General features: G+C 62.4%; 9 protein-coding genes. 5 read left to right on the top strand and 4 right to left on the bottom strand.

Annotated features, from left to right (window positions below; genetic code table 11):
• Positions 1-140 precede the first annotated feature (140 nt).
• From B7E11_RS28810 to B7E11_RS06385, 5 genes are all read left to right on the top strand, one after another.
• Positions 141-614, top strand: a complete 474-nt coding sequence (locus B7E11_RS28810; RefSeq protein ID WP_139787090.1) for a hypothetical protein — start codon at positions 141-143, stop codon at positions 612-614.
• A complete protein-coding gene (locus B7E11_RS06370; RefSeq protein ID WP_080832754.1) occupies positions 524-1255 on the top strand; it encodes a carbohydrate ABC transporter permease in 732 nt (243 codons plus the stop codon). Before B7E11_RS28810 ends, B7E11_RS06370 begins: the two co-directional genes overlap by 91 nt.
• Before the next feature lie 197 nt (positions 1256-1452).
• On the top strand, positions 1453-2214 hold the full coding sequence (locus B7E11_RS06375) for a MerR family transcriptional regulator (RefSeq protein ID WP_080832755.1): 762 nt from the start codon (positions 1453-1455) through the stop codon (positions 2212-2214).
• Complete coding sequence (locus B7E11_RS06380) at positions 2207-4327, top strand: ABC transporter ATP-binding protein (protein ID WP_245809636.1); 2121 nt, start codon at positions 2207-2209, stop codon at positions 4325-4327. Before B7E11_RS06375 ends, B7E11_RS06380 begins: the two co-directional genes overlap by 8 nt.
• Positions 4328-4420: 93 nt before the next feature.
• On the top strand, positions 4421-5194 hold the full coding sequence (locus tag B7E11_RS06385; protein WP_080832756.1) for a Cof-type HAD-IIB family hydrolase: 774 nt from the start codon (positions 4421-4423) through the stop codon (positions 5192-5194).
• 388 nt (positions 5195-5582) lie between these two features.
• On the opposite strand, the gene B7E11_RS06390 is transcribed toward B7E11_RS06385, so the two are convergent.
• The 4 genes from B7E11_RS06390 to B7E11_RS06405 all read right to left on the bottom strand — a co-directional run bounded on the left by B7E11_RS06390 (position 5583) and on the right by B7E11_RS06405 (position 12545).
• Positions 5583-6386: a hypothetical protein gene (locus B7E11_RS06390; protein ID WP_080832757.1), complete on the bottom strand. Its 804-nt coding sequence runs from the start codon at positions 6384-6386 to the stop codon at positions 5583-5585.
• Between the two features lie 786 nt (positions 6387-7172).
• Positions 7173-8936: a hydantoinase B/oxoprolinase family protein gene (locus tag B7E11_RS06395; RefSeq protein WP_080832758.1), complete on the bottom strand. Its 1764-nt coding sequence runs from the start codon at positions 8934-8936 to the stop codon at positions 7173-7175.
• Entirely contained in the window at positions 8926-10446 is a 1521-nt protein-coding gene (locus B7E11_RS06400) for a hydantoinase B/oxoprolinase family protein (protein ID WP_080832759.1), read from the bottom strand. Before B7E11_RS06400 ends, B7E11_RS06395 begins: the two co-directional genes overlap by 11 nt.
• Complete coding sequence (locus B7E11_RS06405) at positions 10443-12545, bottom strand: hydantoinase/oxoprolinase family protein (RefSeq protein ID WP_080832760.1); 2103 nt, start codon at positions 12543-12545, stop codon at positions 10443-10445. Before B7E11_RS06405 ends, B7E11_RS06400 begins: the two co-directional genes overlap by 4 nt.
• Positions 12546-12548 lie beyond the last annotated feature (3 nt).

Below are 12548 nucleotides of genomic sequence, written 5' to 3' on the forward strand. Positions count from 1 at the left end.
ATGCGTCGCGGCTCCCGCAGGCCGTTACCGTTTTGAAACTATCCCACCGTATCGACACCTCCATACAAAAAAGTGCGCACTTCTCAACCGTTCCGATTCCTTTTATACTAAGCCAAAGCGATGCAAAGGGGGCTGTATAGTTGGAATACCGAATCCAAATGGGCGGCGGAAGCTTGGGCCTGGGCTCGCGAATCGCGACCGAGCCATGGACGGGGCCCTCCGAAGCCGCCCGGAGTTTGCCGGAATGGGAGCTGCCGGCGGGAACGTATCGGGCCAAAGACATTGTCCGCGAAGCCGGAACGATTCTGGAAGCGGTCTGCGTGCGACTCGGGGACGCCGCGATCGCCGAGCCGCTGCTGGACAATCTTCAGGCCAGCTTGGCGATTTCCGGCAGAGAGGCGGTACTGCCGTTCGCTTCGCTTGCCCCCGGGGACGAAACGAAAAGCGAATTCGTCCTTCAGGCGCAAACCATCGGAGCGTCGCTGGCAAGGTGGGCGCGGGAGTTTTGCGCCGAGAGGACAGGATGGAAACGGTACGGAGAAAAAGCCTTGGGCAGGCTTGTCCTGAGAAGCCGAGCAACCCTGCGCTTTGGACGGGCTACCGGAATACGTTAACGATCGTTGCCGGCGGCATCGTTCTCAACGTCTCCCTGACGGTATTGGCGGCCTACGTGCTTTCGCGCCGGAACGTGCTATGGAACAAATTTCTGACGATATTTATCGTCGTCACGATGTTTTTCAACGCTGGGCTCATTCCGTTTTATCTCGTCGTCAAGGGCTTGGGCATGATGAACACCTTGTGGGCGCTGCTCCTCCCTTTTGCCATCAAAACGTTCCATCTGATCATCGTGCGCACCGCTTTTTTATCGCTGCCTCCCGAGCTCGAGGAGTCGGCGCAGATCGACGGCGCCAATCACCTGACCACGCTGCTCAAAATCGTCGTTCCTCTGTCCATGCCGGTCATTAGCGTTATCGTCCTTTATACGGCGGTAGACAAATGGAACATGTGGTTTATCCCTTCCGTGTTTATTCAGGATCGAACGCTGTATCCGCTGCAACTCGTCCTGCGCGAAATTTTGATCAACGACGCGACGGACAACATCTCGTTCGGAGCGGGAGTCGGGGAAGCGCGAAAAATCGGCGAAACGATCAAATACGCCACGATCGTTATCGCCACCTTGCCCTTGCTGTTTATTTATCCGTTTTTGCAGAAGTACTTCGTGAAAGGCGCCCTTATCGGGGCAGTCAAAGGTTAATGCGTTTGAAACGAAAGGCTCGCATGTCCGTTATTCGCGGACCGTTGGAGTTCCCCCGCCGATCGCCGAGCGTCGGGGTGTGTCTTTTTCGGCAAGCGCCGTTCCCGGGTTCCCTTTAGCGGAACCTTTTTTTATGGAAAAAGGGTTGCTTCTAACGTAACGTCAAGTTCTACAATGGGAATGGGAGGGAACAGCCTATGACCCGTTACATGTCCATCGGCGAATTCGCCAAGCTTACCGGCGTCAGCCAGCGGACGCTTCGCTACTACGACCAGATCGGCCTGCTCGCGCCAAGCCATATCAGCGATTCCGGACGCCGCTTTTATGACGAAAGCGATCTGATTCCGCTTCAGCACATCATCGCTTTGAAGTATCTGGAGTTTTCGCTGGATGAAATCCGCGCCGCTTTGCCCCAGCGTCCGGCAAGCCTGAAAGAATCGCTTGCGCTGCAAAAAGAGGCGATCCGGCGCAAGCAAGATCAGCTCGCCCAAATGCAAAAGGCGATCGACTACAGCTTGTCCGTCATGGAGGACGGAGAGCTCGATACCCAGTTGATCAGCTTCCTCATTCATAGCGTGCTGAAGGAAAAGGAGCACCTGCGCTGGCTCGCGCAGCATTTCCCGGAACCGACCGTCGAGACGTTGACGGAAGTCATGCGAACCCGGGAGCTGGAGCTGACGAAGCGGTCCGTCGACATCATGCAAGCGTTGAAGCGCGACCTGCCGCTGTACGAGCCCGGGCATCCGCGGTTGCAGTCTCATGTCGCGCAGTTGATGGAGCAGGTTGCGGAAATATTCGGTCCGGGGTTCAGGCTCGAGGACCTCGATATTGATGCGGAAGCGCTGGATCATGTCCCGGACGCCCACGTCTCCCCGTTTACCCGCGAGGAAGAAGAAAAGCTCCAGCAAGTGTTCGAATGCTACGCGCAGCAGCAAAAGGGGGAAAAGACCGATGTATGAGCAGCCATCCGCAGCAGGGGGAAAAGCCGCCTTGCAGGAGCAGCCCGACGCCATGCCGGTAAAAAAGATGTCGCCGGAACAATCGCACGCTTCCGATGAAAAAACCGCGCCGTCGGAGCGGCCGGCCGTTTCGGCGACGGCCTGGCGCAACTTCATTTCACTGCTGAAAATCGGAAAGCCCGCCAAAAAAATTCTCGTGTTCGCCGCCGCGCTCAGCTTGCTCGAAGCGGCCGCCGGATTGGTCGTCCCGCTGTTTGCGCGCGACTTCATCAATCGCTTTGCCGACATCGGGTTCAGCGCGGCCCTGATCGCGGGACTGGTCGCCGCCTTCGTCATGCAGGCGCTGGCGGGAGGCGTCGCCCACTACTTGCTGAACGCAACCGGCGAGCGAATCGTCGCGGGCATTCGCAGGCGCCTGTGGGGCCACGCGCTGGAATTGCCGGTCGCCTATTACGACAAGCACGAGTCCGGCGAGCTGATGAGCCGGATCACGCAGGACACGAGCGCGATCAAGACGCTCGTCGCCAGCCATCTCGGCACGTTCGTCTCCGGCATCGTCTCCATCGCGGGCGCCGTGATCCTGCTGTTCGTCATGGACTGGCGCATGACCGTCATTCTGCTTTCCGCCATTCCTCTTTCCATGCTTGTCCTCGTGCCGTTCGGCAGAAAAATCTACCGCATCTCCCTGCAGGCGCAGGACGAAATGGCCGGCTTCAGCGCGAATCTCGGCCGCGTGCTCAGCGAAATCCGGCTCGTCAAGGCGTCGAACGCCCAAGCTCCGGAACGCAAACGCGGCGGCCTCCAAATCGACAACCTGCTGCGCTTCGGCTTGAAGGAAGCGGTCGTGCAAGCCGTCGTCGCCCCGGTCATGACGACCGTCATTCTGATCGTCTTCGTCGTCATCATCGGCTACGGCGGCGCCCGGGTCGCATCCGGCGACCTGCTGGCGGGAACGCTCGTCGCGATTCTGATCTACTTGTTCCAGATCATAACGCCGTTTACGATGATGGCGTCCTTCTTCACCGCCTTTCAGAAGGCGATGGGCGCCAGCGAGCGCATCCAGGAGTTGCTGAATACGGCGGGAGAGCGGGCGTCGGGACTGGAGGGCGGCGCTTCCGATTCGGACGCATCCGGCGACGGCCGCGTTCCGTCGCCCGAGGATCGGACCCGCGACCGGAATGCATCCGGGCGCCACGCCCCGCTTCCCGCCGTCGCGGCGGCCGATTCGGGCGAAATACTTTCGCGGCATCGCTCGGGATCTCCCGGCGGTTCGACCGCCGCGTTAACGGAACACGGGGTCAAACCGGATTTTTCCCGTCCCCTCGTTTTCGAAGACGTCTCCTTCGGCTACGATGCGGACAAAAAAATTTTAACGAACGTCCGCTTTACCGTTTTCCCGGGGCAAACCGTCGCTTTCGTCGGCCCGAGCGGCGCGGGCAAAACGACGGTCTTCTCGCTGATTGAAAGGTTTTACCTGCCGACGGACGGCCAAATCCGGCTCGGGGATACGGACATCTCGGCCATCTCCTTGCCGCAATGGCGCTGCGAAATCGGCTACGTTTCCCAGGACAGCCCGCTCATGTCCGGCACGATCCGGGAAAATATTTGTTACGGCATCGAACGCCCGATTTCCGACCGGGAGCTGGCGGAGGCGGCCGAACTGGCCAATGCGGCGGAGTTCGTCGCCAAGCTGCCGCAGGGCTTCGACACCGAAGTGGGCGAACGCGGCGTCCGGCTGTCCGGCGGTCAGCGCCAGCGCATCGCCATCGCGCGGGCGCTGCTGCGCAACCCCCGGCTGCTGCTGCTGGACGAAGCGACGTCGAACCTGGACAGCGAATCGGAAGCGCTCGTGCAGCACGCGCTGCAAAATTTGAAAAAAGACCGCACGACGCTCGTCATCGCGCACCGCCTGTCCACCGTTTTCGAAGCCGATCAAATTCTCGTGCTCGAACGCGGAACCGTGACCGGCAGCGGCACGCACGAACAACTGCTGAGCGGACATCCGCTCTACCGCAAGCTCGTCCGGCAGCAGATGAAGGCCGCGCTTCCGGCGAACGACGGCGAGGAGCCGGAGGTTGAGGCTGCAGAGATTAAGGTTCCGGAAATTCCGTAGAGAGCAGGGGCGCCCGAAGGGTTGCCAGCTCCGCGTCCCGGGCTTTATGATAGGAGGGATAAAAAGAGACAAACAGGATAGGAGATAACGGCCTTGGCATATAAAATCGTATTTTTCGATATCGACGGCACCCTGGTAGACGAGGAAAAGAAAATCCCGTTAGACGCGGTCCAAGCCGTCCGCGCGCTGCGGGAAAAGGGAGTCGTTACGGCGATCGCGACGGGACGCGCGCCTTACTTTTTCCAATCGATCGCCGAGCAGCTCGGCATCCGCACTTTCGTCAGCTTGAACGGCGCCTACGTCGTGCATGAAGGCGCCCCCATTTACAAGCATTCGATTCAACGCGAGGCCTTGAAACAGCTGGTTTCGCTGGCCGAGGCACACGGGCATCCGCTCGTATTCGAGGGCAGCGAAGGCTATTTTGCCAATACGGAAGACCATCCGCACATGCTGGAGTCGGTCAACTCGCTTAAAGTCGAGCTGCCGGGCTACAACCCCTCGTTCTGGGAATCGGACGACATTTTCCAGGTGTTCCTGCATTGCGAGTCGCACGAAGAGCACCTTTATGAACCGCTGTTGTCCGAGCTGCGGCTCGTCCGCTGGCATCCTTCGGCGCTCGACGTGCTGCCCGTCGGCGGCTCCAAGGCGCTCGGCATCGAGCAGCTGCTCGCGCATCTCGGCATCGCCAAGGAAGAAGCGGTCGCCTTCGGCGACGGCCTGAACGACAAAGAGATGCTGTCGTACGTCGGCCTCGGCATCGCGATGGGCAACGCCCACGAACAGCTGAAGCCGTTTGCGGACTACGTCACGTCCGACGTGGACAAGGGCGGCATTGCGGGCGGCTTGCGTTACGCGGGATTGCTCTGACGGATCATGCTCGCCGGCGCCCGGCACGCGCCTGTCGCAACGCGCGATAGGCGCTGCCCGATCCCGGTTCGCTCCCCTTGAAGCAACCGTGCCGCCACTGCCGTCACGCTTCGTATCGCGATGCCTCGCGGGCGCCACCCGCTTTGAAACTGGTTTCGTTTGAACGGGGCCGGAGACGGCCCGCCAGCCGAATTAGCGGTCGCCGGAGGCCGTTATTTCGCTTGAGCGACGCCGAAAACGGCCCGCCACCCGAATTAACGGTCGCTGAAGGCCGTTATTCCCGAAAAATCGTGTGATTTGGGTAAATAGCGGCCCCGGGAGACCGCTATTTCGCTTGAACGAGATGGGGTGCTGCCGGCCCATAACGTCTGGGAGGGCAGCCTCTTTTTCACACGCTTTTTGCCATAATCGACTCCCGCATCGCTTCCCGCTCGTCCGGCGTCAGGCGCGGGCAGTTAAAGCACTTCTCGCCCCCCTCGCGGCAGTAATACATGCAGCAGGCGGAACGAATCATCCACTGCTCCCCCGGACGGTAGGGGCTTTCCACGAAGCGCGGCCGATGCGGGAACGGATTGCGGCGGCGGTTGAACCAGTCGGCCGGCACCGTTTCGGTCAAAACCCGGTAGTCGTGCTCAAGCCTCGCCAGCGCTTCTTCCCCTTTTTCCATCTCCGCGATCATGCCCTTCACCCGGAGCATGTGCGCGCCGAATTGTCCCCATACAAGCTCGGGCTTCAATCCCGCGCATCCCGCGATCGTCTCGATCGCAGGCGCGACGGACTCGCGAATGAATGGTTCCCACTCCCGCATGATGAACGCTTCGCGCTCCGGACCCGGCTTGTCGGGCACATCCTTGTACCGGGCTTCTTTTATTTTGAACCCGAGGTGGGCATGGTCCCCGTGAGACTCCAATTGGAACGTTAAATTAGACAAAGACAAGTCCGGCATCCGATTGTGCTGAACGATGAAAATCAGCGAGACGGCGCACAAGTTGCACAGCGTCATTCCCGCAAACGATACCGGCAGCTCCAAGCCCGTCGCCCGAACGAGCCTGCCGCCGCTTTCCAGCACCGGAAGCAGCTTCCCGCCGTCAAGCAGATCCGTTCCTTCCACCTCGACAAGCGGGTGCTCCATCCCCTCGAGCGAAATATGAAAATAGCGCTTCACCAACGAAAAATCGATATCCGTGGACATGCGAACCCTCCCGCGCCTTTCTTTGCTCTCATCATACCTCGGGAGGAGTCGGTAATCAATGAGAAAGATTATTATTGTCGGCGAGAAGCAACCGCCGTTCGTACGACCATTGCCCTCGCCTTATAAGAAAGCGCCTTGCGGGCCTTCGCGGGTTCGGCTTTTCTTTGGTCGCTTCCGTCCGCCGCCGTAACCCCAGTCCGAGAGCTTCGGGCAGCAACCAACGCGCTTGGCCTCGCTGGATTTTATCCAATCAAAACCGGCTTTTTCGCGAAACTCGCCAGCTTGGTTGGATTTTGTCAGATTTTGTCCAATCAGGAGAGGCTTTTTCAGAGATTCCGCCCGACATTTCCGCATCCTCGTTGGATTAAATCCACTGCAATATTGGTTACTGAAGGACAAGAAAATTTTCCCCGGCAAAGTCGATGGCCATCGACCGGGCAAGCATGCGTTTGGCGGGTTAAGATGAGCAGCCTCGACTCAACCGGATCGTTAGTGGGAGTACGGCGGCGGCGAGATGAGTCATATGGACTCAAGTGCGTGCGGCTTAATGCGAATGGCGGGTTAAAATGAGTAGCCACGACTCAACCGGATCGTTAATAGGCGTGCGGAGGCGGCGAGATGAGTCGTCGTTACCCAACTGCGTGCGGCTTTAAGCGTATGGCCGGTCAACATGTGTAGCCGCGACTCAGTTGGATCGGATCGGGAGGCGAGCCGACTTCCGATTCGAAGAAAAATCGCCGGCAGGCCGCGACATCCGTCGCGCCAGCCGGCGATTCGTTTTTCTTTTTACTGCGTCACGGCCCGACGCATTTCCTCCCGCCTTGCCGCCGTCGCCTCCTCGTCCAGCACGTAGCCCGCTCCGGCCGGCTTCACGACGACGCCGTAATCGCGCAACGCTGCCTCCGGCGTCACGTAGCCGTTCAGCACATCGTCCAGCACGCGCGAGGCTTCGCGCTCGTACGGATGGCCCCAGCCGCCCCCGCCCGAGCGGTGGAACGTCAGAATGCCGCCCGGCGCCATCGGCAGGTCGAATTCCGTCTCCGGCACCGACTTCGCGCCCGGCCGGCCGTCGTCCACGATCACCGCGTTGGACGGACCGTCGCCGCCGCCGCAGAAGCCCTTCGTCGTGTTGCGGACGCCGGCCATCATGACGCTCGTGCGGCTTTCGGCCAGGTGCTGGATCCGCACTTCAAGCCCGGGCGCGCCCCGCCATTTGCCCGCGCCGGTGTAATCCGCCGCGTACTCGTGCTTGAGCACCCGGCACGGATATTGCAGCTCGGTCATTTCGATCGACGGCAGAATGACCCCGGTCATGACCGGCGGATACAGTCCCCAGCCGTCCGTGCCGTAAGCCGCGCCCGCGCCGCCCGTGTAGCCGAAAAAGTTGAGGTTGACCCACGGGCGGCCGTCCTCGTACTGTCCGTGCGAGTAGGCGAGCGGCAGCTTGTGCGCGTTCACCCCGACCCGCGTCGGCGCGCATTGCGACAGGGCGAGCAGCACCGCCTCCGCGATTTCCGCGCCCACGCAGGCGGTCGCATGGCCGCACGGAGCCGGCGGCAGCGGGTTGACGACCGTGCCGGGCGGCGCCGTTACGGTCACCGGATTCATATACCCTTCGTTGATCGGAATGTCCTCGTCGCAGCAGGTGGAAATGCCGACGAACGCAAACGACGTCGTATTGGAAAGCGGGCTGTTGACAAAGCCCTCCGCCTGCGGGGACGAACCCGTAAAGTCGATCGCCAGGTCGCTGCCCGACACGGTCACCGTCGCCCGGACCCGGATGTCGCGGTTGCCTTGAAAATCATGATCGGCAAACGTCTCCGCCGTATACGTGCCGTCCGGCCAACTCGCGATCTCCTCGCGCACCCGCCGTTCGGTGTAGGCGATGCGGTCGTCGATCGCCTCGGCCACCGCCTCGCCGCCGTAGCGGTCGAGCAGCTGCTGCACGCGGTCCGCCGCCACCTGGCAGGCGCCGATCATCGCGTTCAAGTCGCCCTCCAGCCAGTGGGCCAGCCGGTTGTTGCCGAGAATGAGCTCGAACACGTCCTTGCGTTTTTCCCCGCGTTCGTACAGCTTGACCGGCGGAATGCGCAGCCCGTCCTGCCAAATGTCGCGGGAACGCGGATTGTAGCCGCCCGCCACCGGCCCGCCGTTGTCGCCCATGTGGCTGCGGACCGCGGGAAGCAGCATCGGCTTCCGGCCGTAAAACACGGGCGTCACGATCGTCCAGTCCAGGCTGTGCGAGCCGCCGTAATACGGATCGTTGACGAGCAGCACGTCGCCCGGGTGCAAGTCGTAACGGAAAGCCTCCATCAACCGGTCGACCGCGCTGACAACGGCATACAAGTGCAGCGTGCAGCCGGGCGCCTGGGCGACCAGCCGGGACGTGCTCCCGGGCAGGTCGAAAATGCCGGTCGTAAAATCGTGCGCTTCGTTAAAAAGCGGCGACCTGGCTGTCCGGGTGACGACCGCGCTCATCTCCTGGGCGACCGAATCGAGCGTCCCGCCTACGACCTGCGATAAAATGCGTTTGTTCGTCTCACGCGCCATCGGCCTCGCCTCCGTTTTTCCCTGATGTATTCGGCCCGGCATAACGGAATTCCAGCAAATCTCCGGATTTCAGCACTTGCGGGCGCGAGCCGTCGGATTCGGTTGCGGCGCGAACCGTCAGCGCGCTCTTGTCGGGCGAGAACACCTTGAACTCCCACTCGCCCTCCAGAATCCGCAGCCGCACGTCCATGCCGCCGCCGCGGTCGTCCGTCCGCTCCCTCCGCTCCAGCCGAAAGCCGTACCCGGTTTCCATCTCCTCCGCCGAGGCAAGCCGTCCCGACCCGTAAAGTCCGGACGGCCCCCAGCCGCCCGGCGAAGACGGAAAGCCGGGGTCGACGCGAAGCGGAACGACCTTCGGCGAACCGATCGGCGCGTACAGCATGGCCCACGGGCCGTTGCCATGTACGGCCGGGTAGGCCGCATCGGCGTTGCCGCCGCGGTCCTGCGCCCGTTTGCCGCCGCCTCCCAGCGCGTCCGTCACCGCGGCGGCGACGGCATGTCCGGTCACGCTGCCGCCAAGCGCCGTCGCCGCCGGAAATTCCGGCGCCACGACCGAGCCCGCGGGCATCTCGAACCGGAACGCCTCGAGCAGGCCGTCGTTGAGCGGCAACTCGTCCAGCCGGTCCGCCAGCGCCGCCGCCACCGCGCATGCTTTCGCCGTTTCCGCCGTGCAGTTGAAGGGGTTGTCCCCTTGCTCGGAGCTGCCGGCAAAATCGAACACGAACCGTCCCCCTTCCCGTTTGCCATGTACGCGAACCGTTCCCTGCGCTTCCTCGAACGTCCATTCGGCCCTGCCCTCGTGCGACGCCCCTTTGCCGGGCAGCGCCCGCAGCGCTTCCGCGTTCGTGTAGGCGATCATGGAAGCGACCGATTGCCGGACTTTCCCGTCGCCGTATTGCTTGATCAATTCCAGAAGGGACCGCTGCGCCTCGCGGCAGCAGGAGTGCATCGCCTCCAGATCGGCGCCGAGCCAGTCCGGCGTCCGGCTGTTCGACGTCAAAAACCGGAACACGTCGCGCTGCAGCTTGCCGCCCGCGAACAGCTTGACCGGCGTGATCCGCACGCTTTCCTGCCAGAGTTCAAAAGCGACGGGATTGTACCCGCCGGGAATTTCGCCTCCGAGATCGGCGAGCTGCGCCCGAATCGCGGGGAACATCGTCAGTTCCCCGTCCACGAACACCGGCACCGCCATCGTCAGAGCCTGTCCTTTCGTGCCGCCGCCGTAAGGGTCGGCCGTAACGATGACATCCCCTTCGGCGATGTCGTAAGCAAACACATCGAACGCATGCCGCACCGAGGCGCGCAAAGCGTACAAGTGCTCGGGCTCGAACTGGATTTGATGCGCCAGCTCGAGTCCCGGGGTCAGCACGGCCGCGGCGAACATCCGGTTTTCCGCAATGAGCGGAGAACGGGAAATCCGCTGCAGGCGCTCGCCCGCGTGCATGTTCAGAGCCGCCAGCTTGCCATAGATGATTTGCCGCTCGATCCGGTTAGCCGACGTCTCCGTCATACCGCAGCACCCTCTCTTTCCCTCCGGACCTCGATCATGCAGTTGCCCAAGGCGTCGATCAGCGCTTCGTGGCCCGGATAAACGACGATCGTCGTGCCCCACTGCTCGATGACGGCGGGACCCACGATCATGTTGCCCGGATTCAGCAGATCTCCGTTATAGATGGCGGCGTCGACCGCTTCGGGGCCGAAATGCACTTTGCGGGTTCCCGTTTGCGCCGCCGCCGGGTTCTCCTCGTCGAACGGCGATTCCCGCAGCGGGATCCGGTCCCGCACGCCGATCAGATCGAGGCGCAAGTTCAAAATTTCGACCGGCTGGCCCGGATTTTTGTGCGCGTACAGCCGCTCGTGCCAATCGTGGAATTGCGAGACCGTCGCCTCCATGTTGAGCGCCGTCACCCGCCGCGTCCGCGTGCGGATCGGCAGCGTCACTTCATGCACTTCGCCTTCGTAGCGCATGTCCACGAACCGCCGCGCCTCGAACTGCCGCGCCGCCGCGCCGCCGCCGAGCTTCTCCCGCGCGGACTTCTCCATCTCGTCGAACTCGGCGTTGATCGCCTCCAGGTCGACGCGGTCCGCGCGTTCGAACCGGGTGCGCAGCTCGGTCACCTTCAGGTGCGCGGACACGTCGCCGAGCGCGCACAGCACGGGCGCGAACTTCGGCACGATCACGGTCTCGATGCCGAGATCCTCGGCCTGCCGCCCGGCGTGAATGGCGCCGGCCCCGCCCGCGGCGAGCAGCGCGAACCGCCGGGGATCGTGTCCGCGCTGCGTCGTCACGAAACGGATCGCATTGGACATGTTGTTGTTGACGATCTCGGAAATGGCGATCGCCGCTTCCATCACGGAAATGCCGAGCGGCTCCGCAATGCGGGTGCGGATCGCCTCGACGGACGCTTCCTTGTCCAGCTTCATTTCCCCGCCGAGAAACCGGTCGGGATTCAAGTAACCGAGCACCAGATTCGCGTCGGTGACGGTCGGTTCCTTCCCGCCGCGCCCGTAGCATGCCGGGCCGGGGTACGATCCCGCGCTCCGGGGGCCGACCTGCAGCAGGCCGCCGTTGTCGACCCAGGCGATGCTGCCGCCGCCCGCGCCGACCGTGTGAATGTCGAGCATCGGCAGCGCGACGCGGTACCGGCTGATCCAGCTTTCCGTCGTAAGCGTCGGCTGCAGCTGCTCGATGACCGATACGTCGTAGCTCGTCCCGCCCATGTCGACGGTGATCAGATCCGAATAGCCGATCCGCTCGCCGAGGAAGGAAGCGGCGGTCACCCCGCCTGCCGGACCGGAAAGCAGGCAGCCGGCCGCCAGCTTGCCGCTTTGTACGATATTTTGCACGCCGCCGTTGGACTGCATGACGTACAGTTCGCCGCCGAAGCCTTCCTGGCCGAGCGTCCGCTCCAAGCGCTCCAGATACCGCTGCAGCGCAGGTCCCGTATAGGCGTTCACGACCGTCGTGCTGACGCGTTCGAATTCCCGGATTTGCGGCAGCACCTCGCTCGACAGCGAGACGAACAGCTGCGGCGCCTCTTCCCGCAAAAGGTCCCGAACTCGCTTCTCATGCTCCGGATTGATGAAGCTGAACAGGAAGCAGACCGCAACGGCCTCTACTCCTTCTTGCGCGAAGAAGCGCGCCGCCTGCCGGACCGCTTCCTCGTCCAGCGGCTGAATCACATTTCCCTTCGCGTCCAGCCGCTCCGGCACGCCGATGCGCAGCCTGCGCGGCACGATCGGGTGCGGAGCCGGGAGCCGCGGCGAAAAGACGCTTTCCTTATAGGCCCGCCGGAACTCGATCTCGTCGCGGAAGCCCTCGGTCGTGATCAAGCCGACTTTGGCCCCGTTGTATTCCAAAATCGTATTCGTCGCTACCGTCGTGCCGTGAACGATCAGGGAGCAGCGCGCGAGGAACTCGCGCAGCGGCAGCCCGAACCGCTCGCCGAGCTTGGCGATGCCGTTCATGACGCCCTCGGAAGGATCGGGAGTCGAAGGCGTTTTGGTAGACGTAAGGTTTCCGTCGCCGTCCAGGGCGACCAAATCGGTAAACGTACCTCCGACATCAATGCCAAGCATCCATGACGGATGTTCCGATGCAGAATTCATGGG

It is taken from the genome of Cohnella massiliensis, assembly GCF_900169535.1.
GTDB lineage: Bacteria > Bacillota > Bacilli > Paenibacillales > Paenibacillaceae > Cohnella > Cohnella algarum.